The sequence below is a fragment of the Yoonia sp. MH D7 genome, from assembly GCF_054439475.1.
In genome coordinates this window covers 370,385-394,444 of sequence record NZ_JBTJCF010000001.1, presented here as the reverse complement: position 1 = coordinate 394,444, position 24,060 = coordinate 370,385, and the positions used below count along the sequence as shown (strand labels likewise).

Annotated in this window: 22 protein-coding genes; 9 read left to right on the top strand and 13 right to left on the bottom strand. The window is 57.5% G+C overall.

The window, feature by feature from the left end:
• Window positions 1-7: 7 nt before the first annotated feature.
• Window positions 8-703, top strand: coding sequence for a CDP-alcohol phosphatidyltransferase family protein (locus ACXLHR_RS01845; protein WP_458789848.1), 696 nt, complete (start codon window positions 8-10; stop codon window positions 701-703).
• Here the strand turns inward: ACXLHR_RS01845 and ACXLHR_RS01840 are convergent.
• The 6 genes from ACXLHR_RS01840 to hisC all read right to left on the bottom strand — a co-directional run bounded on the left by ACXLHR_RS01840 (window position 700) and on the right by hisC (window position 7,929).
• The gene (locus ACXLHR_RS01840) at window positions 700-1,536 is read right to left on the bottom strand and encodes an EamA family transporter (protein WP_458789847.1); all 837 of its coding nucleotides are present in this window, start codon (window positions 1,534-1,536) and stop codon (window positions 700-702) included. The genes ACXLHR_RS01845 and ACXLHR_RS01840 overlap by 4 nt on opposite strands.
• Window positions 1,533-2,003 (bottom strand): methylated-DNA--[protein]-cysteine S-methyltransferase, encoded by a 471-nt coding sequence (locus ACXLHR_RS01835; protein WP_458789846.1) that lies wholly within the window; start codon window positions 2,001-2,003, stop codon window positions 1,533-1,535. Before ACXLHR_RS01835 ends, ACXLHR_RS01840 begins: the two co-directional genes overlap by 4 nt.
• A 1-nt stretch (window position 2,004) precedes the next feature.
• Window positions 2,005-4,935, bottom strand: coding sequence for an isoleucine--tRNA ligase (gene ileS / locus ACXLHR_RS01830; protein WP_458789845.1), 2,931 nt, complete (start codon window positions 4,933-4,935; stop codon window positions 2,005-2,007).
• Between the two features lie 170 nt (window positions 4,936-5,105).
• Entirely contained in the window at window positions 5,106-5,900 is a 795-nt protein-coding gene (locus tag ACXLHR_RS01825) for an extensin-like domain-containing protein (RefSeq protein WP_458792440.1), read from the bottom strand.
• A 20-nt stretch (window positions 5,901-5,920) separates the two neighbouring features.
• Window positions 5,921-6,844 carry a prephenate/arogenate dehydrogenase family protein gene (locus ACXLHR_RS01820; protein ID WP_458789844.1) on the bottom strand — a complete coding sequence of 308 codons (924 nt, stop codon included), beginning with the start codon at window positions 6,842-6,844 and terminating at the stop codon, window positions 5,921-5,923.
• Window positions 6,841-7,929: a histidinol-phosphate transaminase gene (gene hisC / locus ACXLHR_RS01815; RefSeq protein WP_458789843.1), complete on the bottom strand. Its 1,089-nt coding sequence runs from the start codon at window positions 7,927-7,929 to the stop codon at window positions 6,841-6,843. Before hisC ends, ACXLHR_RS01820 begins: the two co-directional genes overlap by 4 nt.
• A 187-nt stretch (window positions 7,930-8,116) precedes the next feature.
• On the opposite strand from hisC, the gene ACXLHR_RS01810 reads away from it, so the two are divergent.
• Both ACXLHR_RS01810 and ACXLHR_RS01805 read left to right on the top strand, forming a co-directional pair.
• Complete coding sequence (locus ACXLHR_RS01810; RefSeq protein ID WP_458789842.1) at window positions 8,117-8,824, top strand: GNAT family N-acetyltransferase; 708 nt, start codon at window positions 8,117-8,119, stop codon at window positions 8,822-8,824.
• A gap of 89 nt (window positions 8,825-8,913) precedes the next feature.
• Window positions 8,914-9,498 carry a HutD/Ves family protein gene (locus ACXLHR_RS01805; RefSeq protein ID WP_458789841.1) on the top strand — a complete coding sequence of 195 codons (585 nt, stop codon included), beginning with the start codon at window positions 8,914-8,916 and terminating at the stop codon, window positions 9,496-9,498.
• Here the strand turns inward: ACXLHR_RS01805 and ACXLHR_RS01800 are convergent.
• Complete coding sequence (locus ACXLHR_RS01800) at window positions 9,459-10,817, bottom strand: formimidoylglutamate deiminase (RefSeq protein WP_458789840.1); 1,359 nt, start codon at window positions 10,815-10,817, stop codon at window positions 9,459-9,461. The genes ACXLHR_RS01805 and ACXLHR_RS01800 overlap by 40 nt on opposite strands.
• A gap of 87 nt (window positions 10,818-10,904) precedes the next feature.
• Here ACXLHR_RS01800 and hutI point away from each other — a divergent pair, with 87 nt between their 5' ends.
• From hutI to hutU, 4 genes are read left to right on the top strand one after another with little or no spacing between them, the layout of a single operon-like run.
• Complete coding sequence (gene hutI, locus ACXLHR_RS01795) at window positions 10,905-12,116, top strand: imidazolonepropionase (RefSeq protein WP_458789839.1); 1,212 nt, start codon at window positions 10,905-10,907, stop codon at window positions 12,114-12,116.
• Complete coding sequence (gene hutH, locus ACXLHR_RS01790) at window positions 12,113-13,651, top strand: histidine ammonia-lyase (RefSeq protein WP_458789838.1); 1,539 nt, start codon at window positions 12,113-12,115, stop codon at window positions 13,649-13,651. Before hutI ends, hutH begins: the two co-directional genes overlap by 4 nt.
• A complete protein-coding gene (gene hutG / locus ACXLHR_RS01785) occupies window positions 13,648-14,448 on the top strand; it encodes an N-formylglutamate deformylase (RefSeq protein WP_458789837.1) in 801 nt (266 codons plus the stop codon). Before hutH ends, hutG begins: the two co-directional genes overlap by 4 nt.
• A complete protein-coding gene (gene hutU, locus ACXLHR_RS01780) occupies window positions 14,445-16,112 on the top strand; it encodes a urocanate hydratase (protein WP_458789836.1) in 1,668 nt (555 codons plus the stop codon). Before hutG ends, hutU begins: the two co-directional genes overlap by 4 nt.
• Before the next feature lie 115 nt (window positions 16,113-16,227).
• Here the strand turns inward: hutU and ACXLHR_RS01775 are convergent, their stop codons facing one another.
• Window positions 16,228-16,917 (bottom strand): GntR family transcriptional regulator, encoded by a 690-nt coding sequence (locus ACXLHR_RS01775; protein ID WP_458789835.1) that lies wholly within the window; start codon window positions 16,915-16,917, stop codon window positions 16,228-16,230.
• A 99-nt stretch (window positions 16,918-17,016) separates the two neighbouring features.
• On the opposite strand from ACXLHR_RS01775, the gene ACXLHR_RS01770 reads away from it, so the two are divergent.
• Window positions 17,017-17,811 (top strand): phytanoyl-CoA dioxygenase family protein, encoded by a 795-nt coding sequence (locus tag ACXLHR_RS01770; RefSeq protein ID WP_458789834.1) that lies wholly within the window; start codon window positions 17,017-17,019, stop codon window positions 17,809-17,811.
• A gap of 4 nt (window positions 17,812-17,815) precedes the next feature.
• On the opposite strand, the gene ACXLHR_RS01765 is transcribed toward ACXLHR_RS01770, so the two are convergent.
• On the bottom strand, window positions 17,816-18,532 hold the full coding sequence (locus ACXLHR_RS01765; protein WP_458789833.1) for an LrgB family protein: 717 nt from the start codon (window positions 18,530-18,532) through the stop codon (window positions 17,816-17,818).
• Entirely contained in the window at window positions 18,529-18,879 is a 351-nt protein-coding gene (locus ACXLHR_RS01760; RefSeq protein WP_458789832.1) for a CidA/LrgA family protein, read from the bottom strand. The genes ACXLHR_RS01765 and ACXLHR_RS01760 overlap by 4 nt, the downstream gene beginning before the upstream one ends.
• 224 nt (window positions 18,880-19,103) lie before the next feature.
• Between ACXLHR_RS01760 and ACXLHR_RS01755 the strand changes: the two genes are divergently transcribed.
• The gene (locus tag ACXLHR_RS01755; protein ID WP_458789831.1) at window positions 19,104-19,598 is read left to right on the top strand and encodes an ureidoglycolate lyase; all 495 of its coding nucleotides are present in this window, start codon (window positions 19,104-19,106) and stop codon (window positions 19,596-19,598) included.
• 15 nt (window positions 19,599-19,613) lie between these two features.
• Here ACXLHR_RS01755 and ACXLHR_RS01750 read toward each other — a convergent pair whose 3' ends face one another.
• From ACXLHR_RS01750 to ACXLHR_RS01740, 3 genes are all read right to left on the bottom strand, one after another.
• Window positions 19,614-20,126, bottom strand: a complete 513-nt coding sequence (locus ACXLHR_RS01750) for an AmiS/UreI family transporter (protein WP_458789830.1) — start codon at window positions 20,124-20,126, stop codon at window positions 19,614-19,616.
• A gap of 99 nt (window positions 20,127-20,225) precedes the next feature.
• A complete protein-coding gene (locus ACXLHR_RS01745) occupies window positions 20,226-21,710 on the bottom strand; it encodes a nucleobase:cation symporter-2 family protein (RefSeq protein ID WP_458789829.1) in 1,485 nt (494 codons plus the stop codon).
• 43 nt (window positions 21,711-21,753) lie between these two features.
• Entirely contained in the window at window positions 21,754-24,033 is a 2,280-nt protein-coding gene (locus ACXLHR_RS01740) for an NADP-dependent malic enzyme (RefSeq protein WP_458789828.1), read from the bottom strand.
• Window positions 24,034-24,060: the final 27 nt, after the last annotated feature.

The window sequence follows — 24,060 nt, the reverse complement described above, 5'->3', positions numbered from 1 at the left end:
GCCAAACATGACTATTCAAAACAAAGCTCTCCTCGTGCATCTGCTTACCGCCACTGGCGCTGTTTTTGCCATGCTCGCCATGCTCGCCGCCGTTGACCAAAACTGGTCGATGATGTTCCTATGGCTTGTCGTGGCTTTCTTTGTGGACGGGATCGACGGCCCGCTTGCGCGCCGCTACGATACCAAGATCAACGCACCGACATTCGATGGCGAATTGCTGGACTTGATCATCGACTACCTCACATATGTCTTTGTCCCCGCCTACGCCCTGTTCAAATCAGGACTTTTGCCCGGGTGGACAGGCTGGATTGCAATCATTGTCATCACATTTGCATCTGCGATGTATTTTGCCGATAGCCGCATGAAAACAAAAGATTATTCTTTCTCCGGCTTTCCCGGATGCTGGAATATGCTGGTCCTTGTGCTGTTTGCAATCAGACCCGATTTTTGGGTGATCCTCGCCTTGGTCACCGTGCTCGCCATCGCGATGTTCTTTCCCGTCCGCTTTGTGCATCCGGTCCGCACACAGCGCTGGCGCAGTGTCACGTTGCCAATGGCCATCGCATGGACGTTTTTTGCCGCATGGGCCGCATGGGTTAATTTCCACCCTGCCAGCTGGGCGCATTACGGCCTGATGATATCCTCAATCTATCTGCTTGGCGCAGGCGCCATTCAACAGGTGCTATACGGCAAAAACGGCTAAAGCCGCGTCACGATCACGCCTGCCACAATCAACGCGGCAGCACCCATTTTCTGCCGATCCATACGCTCGCCAAACACCAGCCAGCCCAGCAAAACTGCAAATAAAATCGAGGTCTCGCGCAGTGCCGCGACCAGTGCAATCGGGGCCACCGTCATCGCCCAAACCGCAATCGCATAAGCGCCGTAGCTTGTCACCGCCGCCACACTACCCACCAGCCACGCGCGCCGATTGGCGACCAACACGCCCTTCCCCCGCAATATCAAGCAGATCGGCGTGAAAAATACCGCGTCCAACGCAAATAACCACCCCACATAAGCCAACGTATCGCCCGACACCCGCGCACCCAAGCCATCGACCAGCGAATACCCCGCCGTCATCATTGCCGATCCCAGCGCCAGCGGAATCAATTTGCGGTTCTCGCCCGATGACGCGACCCCGCGCGCCATTAACAAAATCCCGACACCCAGCAGAAAAATACCCGCGTATTCCCCGTGCCTGATCACATCTGACAAAAATAACGCTGATACCAGCACCACCACCATCGGCGCTGCGCCCCGCGCAATCGGGTAAACGCGGCTCAAATCGCCTTGCTCATAGGCGAATGCAAGAAACAGTTTATACGCCGCGTGGAACACGCCAGAGGCCAATAGCCAGCCCCAAACATGTGCTTCTGGTATCGGTCTGCCCAACGCAATAACCAGACCCATACCGCCTTGCACCAGCGTCAAAATCAACATCGACGTTAATTTCGAGGTGCCAAGTTTGATCAGCGCATTCCAAGTTGCATGCAAAAACGCCGCCCCAAGTACAGCGGCCAGCACCCAAACCGTCATATCAACAACGACGCAGCACCCTCGTGCCGCAACAAAGCCACCTTGCACTCAACGCCACCAGCCCCCGAAAAACCACCTAAACCTGTGGCCCCTAAAACGCGATGACACGGAATAATAATCGGGATCGGGTTCGCACCGCAGGCTTGCCCAATCGCTTGCGCAGGAACACCAAGGTCACGCGCCAGATCGCCATAAGTGCGGGTATCACCAAACGGAATAGCACAAAGCGCCGCGCCAAACTTACGCTGGAAATCACTGCCCTCAGGCGCAAGCGGCAGGTCAAAAATCTCGCGCGCACCCGCAAAATAATCGCTTAACTGCGCCACAGCCGCTTGGGCGATGGGGTCAGACGGGCCGTTCAAAACGGCCCACTCCAATCGGATGATCGCACCGTCCCGCACAACAACGGAAACGGGGCCAACAGGTGTGTCGGCAAGCGATCCCACGTAGGATGGGTTTAAACCCATCCTACCCGTTTAGCGCGTCATTACAGCGGCCACAGACACCCGCATGGCCATGACTGCCGACATCTGGCAAGATCTTCCAGCAGCGCTGGCACTTCTCGCCCTGCGCCTTGGCAAATACCACTGCAACACCTGCAATATCGTCCAATTTGAACGCGCCATCAGGGGCCGGATCAGTAGACACGTAAATGTCCGATGTGATGCTCAGATCATCAAACGCTACTGTTTCCAGCAACTTAGCGGTATCTGCATCCACGTAGACCGTCGGTGCCGCCTCCAGAGACGCGCCAATCACCTTGGCCGTGCGCTCTACTTCCAATGCACCGTTCACTACACGGCGCACGGACCGCACGACGGCCCATTTTGCGGCCAGCGCTTCATTACGCCAATCGCTTGGTGTCTCGTCGAAATCGACCAAATGCACCGAACTTTCGTCCCCAGGGAAGCGTTCCAACCAGACCTCTTCCATCGTGAACACCAGCACAGGAGCCAGCCACTTTGTCAGGCGATGGAACAAGATATCAAGCACCGTGCGCGCGGCTTTGCGCCGTGTGGTATCGCCATCACAATACAGCGCGTCTTTGCGAATATCGAAATAGAACGCCGACAAATCCAGCGTCGCAAAGGTGAACACGGCACTGAACACACCTTGGAAATCATACGCGGCATACCCCTTGCGCACGACTTCATCCAACTCGCTCAAACGGTGCAGAATCACCTGCTCCAGCTCTGGCATCTCGCTGACATCAACACGGTCGCTTTCGGTGAAATCCGCCAAAGACCCCAACATAAACCGCAAAGTATTACGCAAACGACGATAGCTATCCGCTGTCCCTTTCAGGATTTCGTCACCGATCCGCTGATCATTGGTATAATCCGTTTGCGCCACCCATAGCCGCAAAATATCCGCGCCATATTGCTGCACAATCACCTCAGGCACGATGGTATTACCGATGGATTTGGACATCTTCATGCCTTTTGCATCCAGCGTAAATCCGTGGGTCAACACACCGCGATAGGGCGCATGGCCCATGGTGCCACAAGCCTGCAACAGCGACGAATGGAACCAGCCACGATGCTGATCCGTCCCCTCAAGATACAGGTCCGCCATGCCATCCTCGGACCCGTCCTCGCGATCACGCAATGTGAACGCATGGGTCGAGCCACTGTCAAACCACACATCGAGAATATCCATGACCTGATCGTATTCAGCTACGTCCACGATCCCGCCCAAGAACCGCTCTTTCGCGCCGTCCTGATACCACGCATCGGCGCCCTCAACCTCGAACGCCGCCGTTACGCGCGCATTCACCTCGGCGTTGCGCAACAAGAAATCGTCATCCGTCGGCAATGCACCCACCTTTGTAAAGCAGGTCAGCGGCACGCCCCACGCACGCTGGCGCGACAACACCCAATCAGGGCGCTGCTCGATCATGGCAAACAAACGGTTACGCCCTTTTTGCGGCGTCCACGTCACCAACTCATCAATCGAGCGCAGTGCACGTTCACGGATCGACGTGCCATACGTGTCCTGACCATCGCCAACCGCCTTATCAATCGCAGCAAACCACTGCGGCGTGTTGCGGAAAATGATCGGAGCCTTGGAGCGCCAAGAATGCGGATAGCTGTGCTTGATCACACCACGCGCAAACAACCCGCCAACCTCAACCAGTTTGGACATGACAGCCGTATTTGCGTCGCCTTCCCAAGGGTTGTTTTTGTTTTTTTTGTTCGCCTTGTCGCGCAAGATCGCCTTGCCGCCAAAGAACGGCAGATCATCGCGAAAACGACCGTCTTCCATAACATTATAGGTGATGACCTGCTCTAACATGCCCAAGTCGCGATACAGCTCGAATTCGTCCATACCGTGGCTTGGCGCGCAATGGACAAAGCCGGTGCCTTCGTCGTTGGTCACAAACGGGGCCGCGCGGAAGTCGCGAAGATCATCCCATTCGCCGTTGCTCCCCTCAGCACCAGCCAACGGATGCGACAACGCAAGGCCCGACAATTCTGCCGAAGCCACCGAACGCACACGCGTCCACATGCCCTCTTCCAACCGTGCCTTCGCAAACACCGCATCCGCCATTTTATCCGACAGGATGAAACGCTCGCCAACACTCAGCCAGCATTCATCAGGCGTGCCGGTGACCTCGTAGAGGCCGTATTCGATGTCATCGCTATAAACGACAGCTTTGTTCGACGGGATCGTCCAAGGTGTTGTGGTCCAGATCACAACCTTCGCGCCCTGCAACTCGCTATCTTTGGCTTGCACAGTGAACTTCACCCAGATCGCAAAGCTCTCTTTATCGGCATACTCAACCTCGGCCTCGGCCAAGGCGGTCTGCTCCACGGGCGACCACATCACAGGCTTAGAGCCTTGATACAGCGTGCCGTTCATCAAGAACTTTTGGAATTCCTCGGCAATCACGCGCTCGGCGTGAAAATTCATTGTCAGGTACGGCTCGGCCCAATTGCCCTGCACGCCCAAACGCTTGAACTCTTCGCGCTGGATATCGACCCAACCCGCTGCAAATTCGCGGCATTCCTGACGGAACTCGACAACAGGCACGTCATCCTTGTCGCGGCCCTTGCTGCGATACTGCTCTTCGATTTTCCACTCGATCGGCAAACCGTGACAATCCCAACCGGGGATATAACGCGCATCTTTGCCCATCATCTGCTGCGAGCGCACAACCATATCCTTGAGGATTTTGTTCAGCGCATGGCCGATGTGCAAATGACCGTTCGCATAGGGTGGACCATCATGCAGCGTAAACGGCTTGCGGCCCGTCTTGGCACGCAACTGGCCGTAAACGTCCATTTCGGCCCAGCGAGCCAACCACTCGGGTTCACGCTTTGGCAATCCTGCGCGCATCGGAAAATCGGTGCGTGGCAGGTTGAGTGTATCTTTATATTCAGGGGTGTCGGCGCACATGTGGAGCGTCCTTTATCAACATCTTTTCAAGGGGTTGGGCGGCGCGAGATAATCTGCACCTTTGGCCCGGCAGCGCTGGTGTCAGCGCGCCGGGGACATAATTCGTATGTGCGCCCAGAATTTCATAAATCGGCTTATAGACCCGCGCCAAACCCAGAACAAGTGCCGCGTTACCTGCAATATGACCCACTCCGATAGCGCGCCGTGTCAAAGTGAAAATGATCGCGGTGAAACCTGTTGGCATCGGGGCCAAGCACAGTGCCAAACGGCCCGCACGCCGCTTGCCACATGCGGCGCAGTCGCGCGCCGTCAGCGTCTGTATTCCAACCGTTCAACACGGTAATCTCGCGGCCTGAATTCAACTTAATCCCTGCAATATCAACCGCGCGACCTGTGGCATGTTCCGACAGCCGCCCCGTCGAGGCCGCATTGCGATTGCGACAGGCATAATGTGACACCACGCGCAACGATGCCACGCCGCCGCCCTCGTGGCCGACCACAGGCTTGACGCCCGCCTCGACCCAGCGCTTCAAGGCCGTCGCAGTTTTGCAATCAATTGTGGGCTGCGGCGACAACGGCACCCCCGCCACCGATTTCACCCGCACCGCACGCTCGATCCCGCAAGACCCCGCGCCGCCCACCTGACCGATGGCTTCGCCTTGAATGTTTGGATCACCACAAATCTGCCCGCGCAATCGGGCCGTGCGTTCCGCCTGCGCCGCCTTTTCAATCGCTGCAGGACGCCTCGCGGTGCGCGGCGATTGCCTCACCGCATAAGGGTTCACAGTCGCCAGATTATGCTCGGCACGATAAATCGCCAGCGTCTCAACGCCGTGCTGCAACGCGACTTCTTCACGCGGGCGCACTTTGGGGCGCAGCGGCGGCTCCTGATCCGCCTGACCGCGCGCGACAGGCCGATTATCCGCACTCGGCCCCTCGGCCGAAACCGCAGTGGCGAAAACCATCAACACAAGCGCGAGCCTGATCACTTTTTCGGCGCCGGCTTACGTCCAAAGTTCGGCGCGTCGGTATCCTGCCCCGCCTCGATAATCGACCGACGAATAGAGCGGGTGCGCGTGAAATAGTCATGTAGTTGTTCACCATCTCCCTCGCGGATCGCACGCTGCAACATGAACAATTCCTCGGTAAAACGCCCCAGAACTTCCAAGGTCGCTTCTTTGTTGTTCAAAAATACATCACGCCACATCGTCGGATCAGAGGCGGCAATCCGCGTAAAATCGCGAAACCCGGCCGCCGAATACTTAATCACTTCGCTATCAGTCACACGGCGCAAATCATCGGCCACACCGACCATCGTATAGGCAATCAAATGCGGCGTGTGGCTGGTCACGGCCAGCACCAGATCATGGTGGTCCGCGTCCATCTGATCCACATTTGACCCCATGCCGCGCCACAATGCGGCAAGGCGGGCAACTGCCGCCTCGTCTTTACACATGTCAGGCACAATAATGCACCAGCGGTCGTCAAACAGTTCGGCAAAGCCCGAGGTTGGCCCCGAATGCTCGGTCCCTGCAAGCGGGTGCGCCGGCACAAAGTGCACGCCGTCGGGCAAATGCTTGCCGACCGCGTCAATCACCGCGCGCTTGACCGATCCCACGTCACTTACCGTAGCACCCGCTTTCAAAGCAGGCGCAATATCAATTGCCACCTGCTCCATCGCGCCGACAGGCACACATAATACGACCAGATCCGCGCCCTCGGCGGCCTCGGCAGCGCTATCATAAATCACATCACACAGCCCGATATTACGCGCAATATCGCGGGTTTCAGCACTACGCGCATAACCCACAACTTCGCGCGCAAGACCGGCGCGCCTGATCGCATGAAACATCGACGACGCAATCAGACCAAGCCCGATCAACGCCACGCGGTCATAAACAAAACTCATTCGCGCAGACCCTTAAATTGGCCTACAGCATGAACAATGCGGCGACACGCACTCTCGTCACCCACCGTAATCCGCAAACAATAGGGAAATCCATAATTCGCAGGATGGCGCACCAAAATCCCTTGCGACTTTAAATGCTCGTTGCAGGCCAAGGCTTCGGCCTCATCGGCAAATCGCGCCAGAATAAAATTCGCAGTCGAGGTATCCGACGGCACCCCTAATTCGGCGAGTGCTGTAGATAACCACTCGCGCCACTTGGCATTCTCTACACGGCACTTCTCGGTATACGCGGTATCGCGCACCGCAGCCTCCGCCGCCGCTAGCGCAGCAGACGACATATTAAACGGTCCGCGAATACGGTTCAGAACATCAATCATCGCTTTGGGCCCGTAACCCCAGCCAACGCGCAGGCCCCCAAGACCGTAAATCTTGGAAAACGTGCGGGTCATAAATACGTTCTCGCGGGTTTCAATCAGTGCAAGTCCACCGTCATAACCCTCGACATATTCCGCATATGCGCCATCCAGCACCAAAATCGTCTGCGGCGGCAACCCTTCGGCCAAACGCGCCACTTCCTTAGCGCCAATCATCGTCGCGGTCGGATTACTCGGCAGCGCAATGAACACCAGCTTGGTGTTCTCGTTACACGCCGCCAAAATCTGATCGACATCAATCAAACGGTCACGCTCCGGCACCTCAATCGGTGTGGCACCAGCGGCCAGCGTCGCAATGCGGTACATTGCAAACCCATGTTCTGTATGAATAACCTCGTCACCCACACCCGCATAGGCCTGACACATCAAATGCAAAATCTCGTCCGAGCCAACACCACAAATCACACGTTCCGGATCAACCTGCCACACATCGCCAATCGCGGTGCGCAGACTTAAATGATCGGTACTGGGATAGCGGTGCAGCGCATGGACAGCGCGCGCAAACGCCTCCTTTGTCGCCTCGGACGGCCCCATCGGGTTCTCGTTGGACGACAGCTTCAATACATTCGTGACCCCTGCTAGCGAGGACGCACCGCCCTCGTATAGGTCGATATCCAGAATGCCGGGCTGCGGTTGGATTAAATTTGCCATTGCATCAACTTCTCTTACATGTTGCGCGCTTCTACCGTGCGATATGCTTCGTGACTAGGGCCTAGGCGTAAGACACCGCCCCGAGGGCGTAATTGCTTGAACTGCGGTGCAAGCATCACACATGTGAGGATTGCGAAACACGGTTTTGCACCCTAGTATTTGCGTATCAGCCACGCAAGGACACCACATGTCGCAAAGAATGAACCCTCTTGGCCAACCTATTGGTGACGATGTAACGTTTTGGGTCACCTGCCCACGCCCGCCGCAGACGCCGCTGATGGGGGCTTATTGTGATGTTGTGCCGCTCAACGCACAGATACACGGTGACGCGCTATTTGCGGCCTTCGGGGCGGATGAGGCCGGCGCGATGTGGACCTATCTGTCCAACGGCCCGTTCATTGATCGCGCCCCCTTCGACACCTTCCTTACCAGTGCACAAGACAGCACAGACCCCCTGTTTTATGCGATTATCAACAAAATCAGCGGGCAGGCCGAAGGCTTCGCCAGCTTCCTGCGCATCACGCCCGCAACAGGCGTAGTCGAGGTGGGCTTCATCGCGATGTCGCCGCAACTGCAAAAAACCCGCGTCGCAACCGAAGCCATATTCCTGATGATGTCGCACGTCTTTGATGATCTGGGTTATCGGCGCGTTGAGTGGAAATGCGACAACCTCAACGGCCCCTCGAAAACAGCGGCGCGGCGCTTTGGCTTCACCTTTGACGGCATGTTCCCGCAAGCGACAATCTACAAAGGGCGCAACCGCGACACCGCCTGGTTTTCGATCCTCGATAAGGATTGGGAACAGATCAGCGGGGGTTTTCACGCATGGCTCGATCCTGCAAATTTTGACACAAGCGGAGTGCAGAAAACCGCACTTGCCACGCGCCCCACCTGACACCTGTTTGCAAAGTCAGGCCGCACCCGCAGTCCCCACTATCGCATCATTTATACCCGATCGCAGCATACTCAGAACAGGACACGAACGTGAAGATTTTACGTTACAACGAACTGACCGATGTGCCGTGGAAAAACGGCGGCGGCACCACGCGCAACATCGCAACCGGCCAGCATGGTGCGCAAATGGTCTGGCGGATCAGCCGCGCAGATGTGACACAAGACGGCCCGTTTTCGAATTTCGCAGGGCTAGAGCGTATTCTCACCGTCGTCTCGGACGGCCACATGATATTGGATTATGCGGGCGGTGCGTTACAAGCACTGCCTTGGCAACCGGTCCGCTTTGACGGCGACCTGCCGGTCTGCGCCCGCCTGACCAACGGCTCGATCACAGATTTGAACCTGATGTTTGACCCCACCCTTTGCATCGCCGAAGTTGTCGTGCATCAGGGGCCCATCACATTTGACCTTACCCCGCCATCCACAGGCATCACCGCGCTTCATGTGCTCGACGGCAGACCCGCGTTTGGGCAAAACCACCTGCACACTGGCGACACGGCATTCCTACAATCCGACAGCCGCATCGTCCTCGCCAAAGGCGACGCGGTTCTGGAAATCGCGATCGAATATCTGGATCAAAGCCGTGCCATAACGCTTTGCATTGCAGACCTGTAATTCGCAAAAATCTGATCGCGCTTCACATGACGCCCCGCCTGCACCATATGCCGCCCCGCAGACCAAACATCCGTGACCACGGTGTCCTTGGCCACAAATACCAGCCCGTCCAGCAACTGATGCTGCGGCAACGCACATAGCGCAGGGGTTTGGCTATCAATCGCTGTCAAATCCGCCCAAGCGCCCAGCGCGATCTCGCCTTTGCCACGTCCCAACGCCTGCGCGCCGCCCCGCGCAGCGCCGGTATATAGCGCATGCCCAACCGACCCTTCGCCCAAAACCATCACATTACGCGCCATGTCGCGTAGGCGCTGCGAGTACTCCAAAGTGCGCAACTCTTCCGTCAGTGAAATCAGCACATTGGAATCCGAGCCGATACCAAACGCACCACCCGCCGCCAGATAGGCAGGACCGTGAAACGGACCATCCCCCAGATTGGCCTCGGTCACTGGACACAGCCCCGCAACCGCACCGGATTTTGCCATATCGCTCGTCTCGGTCTGGTTCATATGGGTCGCATGGATCAGGCACCAGTCGCGGGTGACGTCGACGTTTTCCAACAGCCATTCAACCGGACGCGCGCCCAACCAGGCCATGATATCGGCAACCTCTTTCGGCTGCTCGGCAATGTGAATATGAACCGGTCCCGATGAACACGCAGCCAACACCGCCGCCAGATCATCAGGCGATGTCGCCCGCAATGAATGCGGCGCGATACCTATGCTACAATCGGACGGCAGCGCGCCAACGGCCGCCTGCGCGCGTCCTATAAGGTCAACAAACCGGTCCACCGTGTTGCCAAACCGCGCCTGACCCGCTTGCAGCGCAGCCTTGCCCGCGCCGCCATAGGTATAAAGCACAGGCAGATGCGTCAGCCCGATGCCTGTCTTCTCAGCCGCCGCAGCAATCCGCGCCGATAACTCGCCCAGATCATCGTAGGGCGTACCGTCAGGTTGATGATGCAGGTAATGAAACTCACCGACACTGGCATAGCCCGCTTCTTGCATCTCGAGAAATACAAAGGCCGCAATCGCTTCTATATGGGTGGGCGAAAGATGCGTCGTAAAACGGTACATCAAATCGCGCCATGTCCAGAAACTGTCTTTGCCAGCCATGCGATGCTCGGTCATGCCCGACATGGCGCGCTGAAAACTATGGCTGTGCAGATTGCCCAGCGCGGGCAAAAGCGTGTCAACGCAAGTGTCTGCGGGTTGGGCCGCTTGACCAGTAGTCAGCGCCGAAATCCGCCCACCGGTCACAGACAAACGCACATTCTGCGCCCAACCTAGTTCTAGCAATGCCTGTTTTGCGAAAATCATTTGACCACCTCTTGGGTTATTATGTATAGACATATACAACATACATTTGTGCAATAAAAGCAAAACAACGGATGCGGTGACCCAGATATGACCCACAACAGCACAGTCTACGTCGATCTGAATGCAGCAACGATGTGTGACGGCAATGCTGCCTACGGGTTGATCGACAACGCCGGAATCGTGACCACAGGCACAAAGATCACATGGGTCGGCCCGATCGCAGACCTGCCTGCCGTACATGCCGGATTGCCCCGCAAAAGCCTCGGTGGCCGCTTGGTCACCCCTGCCTTGATCGACTGCCACACCCATATCGTACATGGCGGCGACCGCGCAGCCGAATTCGAAATGCGCCTGAACGGAGCCAGCTACGAAGAGGTCGCGCGGGCGGGCGGCGGCATTGCCTCGACCGTGACCGCGACCCGTGCTGCGAGCCTCGACGATCTGATCAACAGCGCGCTGCCCCGCGTTGATGCCCTGCTCGCCGAAGGGGTCACTGTGTTAGAAGTCAAATCCGGTTACGGCCTCGATCTTGAGACAGAGCTGCGCATGCTACGTGCCGCCCGCGCGATTGCGACCCTACGACCGGTGCGAATTTTGACCACATTCCTTGGTGCCCACGCTGTGCCAGCAGATTACAAAGATCGCGCCGATGCCTATATCGATACAGTTTGCATCCCGACGCTGATCGCCGCTCATGCCGAAGGTTTGGTCGACGCTGTTGACGGATTCTGCGAGGGCATCGCATTCCTGCCCGACCAGATCGCGCGGGTGTTTGACGCAGCACGCGACTTGGGCTTACCGGTAAAATTACACGCCGAGCAACTGTCCAATCTGGGCGGCGCAAAACTCGCGGCATCCTACGGCGCGCTGTCCGCCGACCACATCGAATATCTCGACGAAGACGGCGTGGTCGCGATGGCAAACGCCCGCACGGTTGGCGTCATCCTGCCCGGCGCATATTACACCCTTCGCGAAACGCAGATGCCGCCCATAGCCACCCTGCGCAAGCACGGCGTGCCAATGGCGCTGGCGACAGACTGCAACCCCGGATCATCGCCCATGACATCGCTTCTGTTGACGATGAATATGGCCTGCACCCTCTTTCGCATGACCCCGCAGGAGGCATTGGCAGGTGTGACACGTCACGCCGCTACGGCGCTGGGCCTAACCGATTGCGGCAGGCTAACCGCAGGGCTGCGCGCCGATCTGGCGATCTGGAACGTCAAACACCCCGCCGAACTGGCCTATCGCATCGGGTTCAACCCGCTTCATTCCCGCATCTTTGGAGGTGCCTTGTGACTACACTTACGCTGACCCCCGGCGCCGTGACGCTGACTGATCTGGCACAGATCTACTGGACCCAGGCCCCCGTGCGCCTTGACGACGCGTGCCGTCCCGATATCGAACGGGCCCACGCCCGCATCGCCAAAGCCGTGGCCGGCACAGAGGCCGTTTACGGCGTGAACACAGGGTTCGGCAAACTCGCCAGCGTCAAGATTGCGGCCAAAGACACCGCCGCCTTGCAACGCAACCTGATCTTGTCGCATTGCTGCGGCGTGGGTCCCGCGATCCCGCGCGGCCATGCCCGTATGATCATGGCACTCAAACTCCTGAGCTTGGGGCGCGGCGCGTCCGGCGTACGGCTAGAGGTCGTCGACCTGATCGAAGCCATGCTCGCGACAGGCGTGACCCCCGTCATCCCCGCACAAGGATCAGTCGGCGCATCGGGCGACCTCGCACCCCTCGCGCATATGGCCGCCGCCATGATGGGCCACGGCGAGGCCGAGTTTGGCGGCAAAGTCATGTCAGGCGCTGACGCCCTGAAAGCCGCAGGCTTAACCCCTATCGAATTAGGCCCAAAAGAAGGTCTGGCCCTGATTAACGGCACCCAATTCTCGACTGCCTTTGCACTTGCAGGCCTGTTCGGGGCATGGCGGGCAGCCCAAACTGCCCTCGTGACCTCATCAATGTCGACCGACGCGATCATGGGATCGACCGCACCCTTGCAACCCGAGATCCATGCCTTGCGCGGTCATCGCGGCCAGATCGAAGCCGGAGAAACCATGCGCGCCTTACTCGCAGGCTCACGCATCCGCGACAGCCACATGGTCGACGACGCGCGGGTCCAAGACCCCTATTGCATCCGCTGCCAGCCTCAGGTCACCGGCGCTGCGATGGATGTTTTGCGCATGGCGGCCACGACATTAGAAATCGAGGCCAACGCGGCGACCGACAACCCGCTAGTGCTGGTGGGCGCCGATCTGATCGTATCGGGCGGCAACTTCCACGCCGAACCCGTGGGCTTTGCGGCTGACATGATCGCACTCGCCATCGCCGAAATCGGCGCGATTGCGCAACGGCGTGTCGCCTTGATCGTTGATCCAGCTCTCAGCTTTAACCTGCCGCCGTTCCTGACCCCAAATCCGGGCCTCAACAGCGGCTACATGATCGCCGAAGTCACGACAGCGGCCTTGATGAGCGAAAACAAACACCTCGCGAACCCTTGCGTGACCGATAGCACACCAACCTCTGCCAATCAGGAAGACCACGTCAGCATGGCGGCGCATGGCGCACGGCGATTGGGGCAGATGCTGGAAAACCTGAACTGCATCCTCGGCGTTGAACTGCTTTGCGCGGCACAGGGCATCGAATTTCGCGCACCACTGACAACCAGTGACCCCTTGCAAAACGTGGTGGCACGGCTGCGTCTGGACGTCGCCACACTGGACGACGACCGCTACCTCGCGCCCGACATCGAGGCTGCAACACGGCTCGTCAGCAACGGGGCCATCACCACCGCCGCAGGCATCCAACTGCCGCAGGTGAACGCATGACCCCTGTCGAAGTCACCCAAGGCACCAGCCCGATTGTTCTGGGCCTGCCGCACACGGGGACCTATGTCCCACACGGCGTTATGGCAGCCCTGAACCCGATTGGCCGCACGCTTGCCGATACAGACTGGCACATTCATCACCTCTACGATGGCGTCCTTGCGGGGGCGTCCGCAGTGCGCGCCACGTTCCACCGCTATGTGATCGACGCAAACCGCGACCCGTCGGGCGCGTCACTCTACCCCGGACAAAACACGACGGGGCTGGTGCCTTTGACTGACTTCGAGGGGCGCGACATCTGGAACACGCCACCCGACGCCGCCGAAATTCAAGCACGGTTGCTTGCCTTTCACGCACCCTACCACACTGCGCTGCGCGCCGAACTCGAACGTGTGCGCGCCATTCACGGGGTTGCAATCTTTTATGATTGCCACTCGATCCGGTCGCAAATCCCGTTCCTGTTCGACGGCACCCTGCCCGACTTCAATATCGGCAGCAACATGGGCACAACCTGCGACCCCGCGCTGGTCAAAGCGACACAAGACATCTGCGCCGCAGCGCAAGGTTATACCGCGGTCACCAACGGACGGTTCAGAGGTGGTTGGTCAACGCGCCATTACGGCGCAGCCGGCCAAGGGTTTCAGGCGATTCAAATGGAACTGGCACAATCGACCTACCTCGCGGCCGAGGCAGCGCCTTGGACCTATAACACCACAAAAGCCGCAAAAACCCGACAGCACCTCGCCGATATATTGACGACATTGGCCAAAATGGCCCCAATCCTTGGAGGCAAACCATGACCGACCCACGCAAGAATTCCCGCGACGTTTATCCGGCGACAGGCAGCACAATCACCGCGAAAAGCTGGCTGACGGAAGCGCCGATGCGCATGTTGATGAACAACCTACATCCAGATGTAGCAGAAAATCCGCATGAATTGGTGGTTTACGGCGGCATCGGGCGGGCGGCGCGCACATGGAAAGATTTTGATCTGATCGTGGCCTCGCTTAAAGAGTTGGAAGACGACCAGACGCTGCTGGTGCAATCGGGAAAACCCGTGGGCGTGTTCCAAACCCACAAAGATGCGCCGCGCGTGCTGATTGCAAACTCGAACCTTGTGCCGCATTGGGCAAATTGGGACCACTTTAACGAGCTCGATAAAAAGGGCCTCGCGATGTATGGTCAGATGACCGCGGGATCGTGGATTTACATCGGGTCCCAAGGCATCGTGCAAGGCACCTACGAAACATTTGTCGAGGCGGGCCGCCAGCATTACGGCGGCGATCTTAAGGGTAAGTGGATTTTAACCGGCGGTTTGGGCGGCATGGGCGGGGCACAACCACTGGCCGCTGTGATGGCAGGCGCCTGCTGCTTGGCTGTGGAATGTAACCCCGACAGCATCGACTTCCGCTTGCGCACTAAATACGTCGATGAGCGGGCGGATACGATTGATGAAGCGCTCGACATGATCGACCGCTGGACCAAGGCGGGCGAGGCGAAATCCGTGGGTCTATTGGGCAACGCGGCTGACATTTTCCCCGAACTTGTGCGCCGTGGCGCGCGTCCTGACATCGTGACCGACCAAACATCGGCGCATGATCCGATCAACGGATATCTGCCACAGGGTTGGACGATGGCGCAGTGGAAAGACAAGCGCGAAAGCGCCCCCAAAGAGGTAGAGAAAGCCGCGCGCGCCAGCATGAAGGTGCAAGTGAAAGCTATGGTTGATTTCCATGAAGCGGGGATTCCGACAGTTGATTATGGCAACAATATCAGACAAATGGCGCTCGACGAAGGGTTGGAAACCGCGTTCTCGTTTCCAGGATTCGTGCCCGCGTATATCCGTCCTCTGTTCTGTCGCGGGATAGGCCCGTTCCGTTGGGTGGCTCTGTCGGGTGATCCAGAGGACATCTATAAAACCGACGCCAAGGTCAAAGAAATCTTATCCGCGGATAAGCATTTGCATAACTGGTTGGACATGGCCCGTGAACGGATCGCGTTCCAAGGGCTGCCGGCGCGGATTTGCTGGGTCGGTTTGGGCGTGCGTCACAAGCTGGGGCTGGCGTTCAACGAGATGGTCCGCAACGGCGAATTGAGCGCACCGATCGTCATTGGCCGCGACCATCTGGACAGCGGTTCTGTAGCGTCGCCAAACCGCGAAACCGAAGCGATGAAAGACGGGTCGGACGCAGTGTCGGACTGGCCCCTTTTGAACGCCCTTTTGAACACGGCGTCCGGTGCGACTTGGGTGTCGTTGCACCACGGCGGCGGCGTTGGCATGGGGTTTTCACAGCATTCTGGTATGGTGATTTGCTGTGACGGAACTGAAGACGCCGACCGCCGCATCGCCCGAGTTTTGTGGAACGATCCGGCGACGGGTGTCATGCGCCACGCCGATGCAGGCTATGACGACGCGAAGGACTGCGCCGTTGAGCACGGATTGAACCTGCCTGCGATTTTATGAAACATGAATGATGACTAAAATGACCGAACGCATTGATAGCTAATTCAGGTGGGCGCAGGCGGATTGAAAGGCGCGATCATTTTGGATGTGGCTTACCAAGAGGTCCTTCGCCACATCAATAGCGTGTGGTCATCCTGTGGCCGGGTCGATGGGTCAGGCGTACAAATGTGATCGCCTGCCCTTCCCACCACGTTGAGCGCTCGATGGTGAAGACGGCCTCGCCTATCGGACTTGCGAGGTAGTCGGTCAGTGAGGCATCAACCAAGCCTGCCGAAAAGCTGATTTCCGCGTCTGAAAATGGTACCGTGCCAATCAGCCATTCGTTGGGCCCGACCACATTAAAATCAGCAGATTCGGCTTGTGGTAAGGCGCCGAGGTTAATCCACCGATCTTCGTGTTGATAAGGATCTCCGTCGGCGTAATGCATACAAATCAAGTGCAACACCTGCCCGTCTGCATCCAGTTTCATGCGCGCGCGCAGCCAGTCGGGTGCCTGTTTCACCGCTTGAGTGACCAGAGAAAACCGGTAGGCGGCACCTTTGGCGGTGATCTCTTTGCGGACAACGGGGATGTCGAAGCGGGCTTGGCGGATCGGGCTGGCGCGCACACGCGACCCTGCCTTGCGCCGTCGTTCTATGATGCCGTCATCCGCGAGTTCACGCATGGCGCGGTTCACGGTTGCGCGCGCACAGCCGTATTGCGCGGCCAGATCGGTTTCGTTGGGGATTAACCCGCCGGTTTCAAATATGCCTTTGGTAATTTGCGATAGAATGTCTGCTTTTACGTCTTTGTAGGTTGCTTTCATCGATCAATGTCTCATTATGTCTAGACGTAACAATCTTTACCATAGGGTTTATTCACCCCGATTACCACGATATTCCACATTAAAGAAAAGGCCTGCCTGATGCATCAACTTGTTTCGCAAACTGATATCGACACGTTCCAAAAGGACGGGGTTGTGCTGATTAAAAACCTGTTCAAGCCGTATGTCGAGACATTGCGCGCGGGGATCGAGCGCAATATGACCGAGCCCGGTCCTTATGCGTCCGAGAACTTGAAGGCGGGTGAAGGGGGGCGATTTTTTGACGATTATTGCAACTGGACCCGTATTCCCGAGTTCGAGGAAGTGATCCGCAATTCGGATGCCGCCGAGGTCGCGGCGGATTTGATGGGATCGCAGCGTGTGCAGGTGTTCCACGATCATGTGCTGGTCAAGGAACCCGGTACATCCAAGGCGACACCGTGGCATCAAGACGGGCCATATTACTTTGTTGAAGGTATTCAGAATGTCAGTTTCTGGTCGCCTATGGATCCAGTTAAAGGCAATAGCCTACGTTGTGTTGCGGGCAGCCATGCGTGGGAAAAGCCAGTGTTGCCTACCCGCTGGTTGGCAGAGACCAATTTTTACCCTGACGACGAGACTTATATGGCGGTGCCTGATCCTGACGCCGAGGGTATGGATATCCGCGAATGGGAGATGGAGCCCGGCGACGCGGTTGCGTTCAATTACGGCACATTGCACGGGGCGCGTGGCAATACTACCGAGACCCGACGCCGTGCGTTTTCATTGCGGTTGATTGGCGATGATGCGCGTTATGTTGCGCGTCCCGGTCCGACGTCGCCGCCGTTTCCGGGCCACGATATGGTTGCCGGTCAGCGGTTGCGCGAGGATTGGTTCCCGACGATCTTTCAGCGTTAAGGCGTTAGATAATCAGACGAATGATCAGCGGTGCGATGAGGGCGGTGAGGATTGCGTTTAGCCCCATGCCGATGCCTGCAAATGCACCTGCTGTTTCATTGACCTGAAACGCACGCGCGGTGCCGATGCCGTGTGATGCGACACCGATTGCAAAGCCACGTGCCCGCCAGTCGGTGATGCCCAGAAATGTCAGCAGTGGCGACGCCATGACCGCGCCCATGACACCTGTGATGATGACCAGCACGGCGGTGAGCGTAGGCGATCCGCCGATGGCTTCTGACACGCCGAGCGCCACGGGGGCGGTCACGGATTTTGGGGCAAGCGAGAGCAGGACTTCGCCGCGCACGCCCATTGCGTAGGCAATGCCGATCACAGAGAGGATAGCAGTGACGGAGCCTGCAACGAGGGCCGCGAACATTGGCAGGGCTGCGGCGCGCACTTTGTCGAGGTTCATGTAGAGCGGTGCGGCGAGGGCCACGGTCGCTGGTCCAAGCATGAAGTGGACGAATTTTGCGCCCTCGAAATAAGTTGAATAGGAGACGTCGGTGACCCAGAGAAGTGCCGCAAGGAGCACCACCGCGATCAGCACTGGATTGACGTAGGGTTTGCGGCCTGATTTCCAAAACAGTGTGTCGCCAATCGCGTAGGCCAGCAGGGTTGCCGTGAGCCAGAGCAGCGGTTCTTGTGACAGGAAAGTCCAGATTTCGGGAAAGTTGGTCATTCGGTTTTTCCTGTCAGGCGGGTGATGCCTACGAAAACAAGCGCGCTGACGGTGATTGCAAGGGCGGTACTGACGCCCAGTGCAATCATGATGGGCACACCGTCTGCGCCCAATTGGTCAAGGTGTCCGACGATGCCGACGCCCGCCGGTACGAACAGCAACGACAGGTGTGACAGAAGCCCCAAAGCTGTGGGCTGGATCGCGGCGGCGACTTTCGGGACGCTCATGAACAAGACCAGCAAGATGATCATGCCGATCACAGGGCCCGGTACGATGAGATCAAATGTTTGGGACAGAAATTCACCGGCCAGTTGGCACAGCAGAATGATGGTCAGGTGATAGATCATCGTGGGCTTCTTTCGCGACAGGCGTATGAAATTTGACTTTGCATTGTTTGGATCGCTTTTGACAGCGTTTTGTCGCACATTGATATCGCAGTCTGTGAGGCAGTTTCAAAAATATTTAGTAAATCAAAATGATTGATCGAAGATATAACAGTAAACAAGGTCTTACTGCGCTGCGTAAGCCTGCCCTGAGACATCATTTTGTAAACCCGATAAGGATACGCCCGATGACACACGTTTTAACTGTGACGCCCCTGAATGCTGCGGATTTTGCCCCTTATGGTGATGTTCTGGAAATTGCGGGTGCCCCTGATAAGGTGATTAACCTTGGCATGTGCGACAGGTATCATGATCGCGCAAAGATGGATTTTTCGGATGGTGCGGCGGGGATCAGCCTGTTCAACGCCAAGGCCCGCCACCTGCCCCATGTCGTGGATATGGTGGAGCGGCATCCTGAGGGCAGTCAGGCGTTTATTCCGATTTCGGGCACTTGTTTCATGGTTGTTGTGGCGGATGATGATCATGGCACGCCGGTGAACCCTGTAGCGTTTATGACATGTGCCGGTCAGGCGATTAACCTGCACCGTGGCGTCTGGCACGGGGTTCTGGCACCTTTGGACGCGCCGGGCCAATATGCGGTGATCGACCGTATTGGCGCAGGTGCGAACCTCGAGGAGTTTTACTTTGAGGCCCCGTTTGTGATCGAAGCGGTGCCTGCGTAAACCGGTGGATATCGCCTAGGCCAGCACGCCGTAGAGGATCAGCATAGCGGGCAGCCACGCGGTGGCAATGCCCGCAAAAAGTGTGATCACGGTTGTCTGTTTCGCGACGGGTTTTTGCAGGGTCAAAAGCACAAAGAACATGAACCATAGCACGGCCCAGACGCCCCAAGACAGCCCCAGCCATAGTGATATGACGCTATTGGCATTTGTGATCTGAACGATGGCTTCGGGGGTGACGGTGATCGCGACAAGAAGGCTGAACCAGCCTAACCCGCGCCCGTCGGTGCCGGTCATTCTATTGAAGGCAAACCACATATAGGTTGTGCTGAATAGCAGCGTCAGGGCTGCGGATTTCACGCCGAGAACATCAACGGCGGTAAGGGCCGAGAAGATCGCGACGCCCGATGTGATGGCTGCGACGATCAGATTGATAATGACGATTTCCCGGTCGGCGATGCGTCCCGACATCCAGATCCCGTTCAGGCACAGCACAGCGCCAACAAACAATAATGAGAGAGGTGCGAGCATTTTTGCGTCCTGTTGTGTGATGTGAGCCGTCTAAAAAAGGGAAGGTGTTGCCACCCTCCCTTTTTTGGTTTTTTTGTCCGAAGGTCGCCGGATCTGTCTTTAGTGACCGCCCTCGGTCGCCATTGCGGCGTCTCTCAGTTCGTCTTCGTCTGCTGGCTTAGTGCCATTAAAGAAGATGTTCAAAAGGATAGACGCAAAGGCAGCGAGCAAGATGCCCGAGTCGATCAGCGGTGCAAGAACATGTGGCATCCACATATCAAAACCGGGTGCGATCAGCGGGATCATCCCGAAGCCAAGCGAGATCGCGACGATGAACAGGTTGAACTTGTTGCCCTTGAAGTCGACAGCAGACAAGATACGGATGCCTGTCGCGGCAACCATGCCGAACATCACAAGACCAGCGCCGCCAAGAACGGCCGTTGGCAATGCTTCGACAAGGGTCGAGACCTTTGGCGTCAGGCCAAGCACGACCATAATCACGCCGCCCATGATGCAGACCCAGCGGCTTTTCACGCCCGTCACACCCACAAGGCCGACGTTTTGACTAAACGAAGTGTAGGGGAAGGTGTTGAAGATACCACCAATCAAGGTGCCCAGACCATCTGTCCGAAGGCCTGCGGCCATCATTGGTTGGGAAACCTTGCGGCCCGTCATGTCACTTAGTGCGAGGAACATGCCCATGGATTCGACCATAACGACGATCATCACCAGCGTCATTGTCGCGATCATGACCGGGTTAAAGATTGGCATACCAAAGTAGAATGGTGTGATGATCTGGAACCATGCAGCGTCGCCGACATGTTCAAAGCTCATGATGCCAAGCACAGCGGCCAAGATGCCACCCGCCACGATGCCGCAAAGCACGGCGATGTTGGAGAAGAATCCGCTGGCGTATTTTGCCACCAGCAGGATGACCAGAAGAACAACGGCCGAGACACCGATGTTGGTCAGGCTGGCATAGTTAGGGTTGTCCACCGTCGGGGCCAATTTGAAGCTACCGGGAAGTTCGGGCAGCGTGCCTGCAGGCAAGGCTTTGATCGCGTCGAGGTAGGCAATGTTTGCGGGGTCGATGACTTGTGGTGCAGTCGGACCGACCGGCACCCCAAAGATCCATTGGATACCCACGCGCATCAGGGTCACACCAATCACAAGGATGATTGTGCCGGTCACAACGGGTGGGAAAAACCGCAACATTTTACTTACAAACGGTGCAATCAGCATACCGATAATCCCTGCCCCGATAATCGAGCCGAAGATCAGCCGCGCCCCCTCGACACCCGGGTTAGCAAGACCGATGGATACCATCGGGCCAACAGACGCGAATGTCACACCCATCATGACGGGCAGGCGAATGCCAAAGAATTTACCAGCGCCGTAAGACTGGATAATGGTGACAAGACCGCAGACAAAAAGGTCTGCGGAAATCAGGTAGGCCACTTGCGTCGGGTCAAGCCCGAGCACGCGCCCGATGATCAAAGGCACAGCGATGGCCCCTGCATACATAACCAGAACGTGTTGCAACCCGAGGGTAAACAGTTTCGCTGGTGGTAGCATCTCGTCTACCGGATGAACTTCTGGTGACATTTTGGATTTCCTCCTCTAATCCGTTACATTTGTGGGCTACTTGTTACTCGTAGCTTTCCACATTGGTCCCCGCCAAGGCCGCCATATTCAGCAGTCCGCGCACCGTGATCGAGGGGGTCGCGATATGGGCGCGATTGCCCATACCCATCAAAATCGGTCCGACCTCTATCCCGTCCGCGACCGATTTTAGAATGTTTCGTGTGGCGCCTGCCGCGTCGGAGTTGGCGTAAACCAGCACGTTTGCTTTGCCAGTCAGGCGTCCGCCCGGCAGCAGCCGTTCGCGCAGGTCAGGATCAAGAGCTGCATCTGTGTGCATTTCACCTTCGTATTCGAAATCGAGGTTTTGATCATCGAGAATTGCCAGTGCGCCGCGCATCACGCGTCCTGAATGGCTGTCGAGATTGCCGAACTGGCTGCCTGAACACAGCGCGATTTTAGGCGTGATACCGAAGCGGCGCACATGACGCGCGGCCGCAATGACCGAATAGGAGAGCTGTTCGGCGGTTGGTTCGATGTGAACGTGGGTGTCGGCGACAAACAGAGGTCCCTTTTCCAGAAGAACCAGTGACATAGCCCCGACAGGATGCATTTTTTTAGTAGAGAGAATGTCGTTGATATGGCCCAGATGCCAACGGTATTCGCCAAAGGTGCCGCAGATCATGGAATCGGCGTCGCCGCGTTGAACGGCAATGGCCGCGATCGCGGTGCTATTGGTGCGCAGCATGGCGCGCGCTGAATCAGGTGTGCCCCCTTTGCGTCGCATGATGCCGTGATATGTGGTCCAGTAATCGCGATAGCGCTCGTCGCTTTCAGGGTTGATCAGTGTGAATTCGCGACCTGCGCGAATTTTCAGACCGGCGCGCTTGATACGGTTTTCGACAACTTCGGGGCGTCCGATCAAGACCACGTCGTCGCCGATTTCCTCGGAGATTGCTTGGGTCGCGCGCAAGACCCGCTCGTCTTCGCCTTCGGCAAAGATAATCCGGCGATTGGCCGCGCGAGCCCCCGCATAGATTGGCCGCATGACCATGGACGAGCGGATGACCTGACCGCGCAGGCCCTCGCGGTAGGCGTCCAGATCGATGTGTTTAGTCGCCACGCCGCTGTCCATTGCGGCCTTGGCAACGGCATGGGCGATCACCGGCAGCAGCCGCGGATCGAAGGGTTTCGGGATCAGATATTCGGGGCCAAACGACAGTTCTTCGCCGAGGTAGGCTTGGCCCACAGAGGCGTCTGCGGTTTCACGTGCGATGCCTGCGATCGCTTCGGCGCAGGCCAGTTTCATCGCCTCGTTGATTTCGGTCGCACCGACGTCCAATGCCCCACGGAAGATGAAGGGGAAGCAAAGCACGTTGTTGACCTGATTGGGGTAATCGCTACGACCTGTGGCGATCAATGCGCCCGGAGACGCCGCACGCGCCACTTCTGGCATGATTTCGGGGGTCGGGTTCGCCAGTGCAAAAATGATCGGGTTCGGCGCCATTTTTGCGACCATTTCGCCGGTCAGAAGGCCCGGACCGGAGACGCCGAGGAACAGGTCCGCGCCGGTCATTGCATCGTCGATGGTGCGCATTTCAGTTGATTTGGCAAATTCGGCTTTTTCAGCGTTCAAGTTGTTACGCTGGTCGTGAACTACACCTTTGCTGTCGAGCATGGTGATGTTTTCTTTTGGCACGCCCATGACCATGAACATTTTCAGGCAAGCGATACCGGCCGCACCTGCGCCCAAGGCCACGACCTTGATCTCGTCGGCTTTTTTGCCTGCAACAATCAGCGCGTTCATGGCCGCAGCGGTCGCCACGATTGCGGTGCCGTGCTGGTCGTCGTGGAACACGGGGATGTTCATGCGCTCTTTGCACAGCCGTTCTACGAGGAAACATTCGGGGGCTTTGATGTCTTCGAGGTTGATCGCGCCGAATGTTGGTTCAAGTTTGCAGATCAGGTCAGCAAGTTTTTCGGGGTCGGTTTCGTTCACTTCGATGTCAAAGCAATCGACGCCTGCGAATTTTTTGAACAGGACCGCTTTGCCTTCCATGACAGGCTTGGAGGCTGCCGCGCCGATATCGCCAAGCCCGAGGACCGCGGTGCCGTTTGAAATCACGGCGACCAGGTTGCCTTTTGCAGTGTAGCGGAAGGCGTCGGAGGGATTTTTCTCGATCTCAAGGCAGGCGTCCGCCACGCCGGGCGAGTAGGCGTTGGAGAGGTCGCGCCCTGTGGCCATCGCTTTGGTGGCGCGGATTTCAAGTTTTCCGGGTTTCGGAAATTCGTGGTAATCCAAGGCTTCCTGACGAGCGGCGGCTTTTTTATCGATCGTGTCTGACATCACATTCTCCTGTCGGCCCCGCAAAGG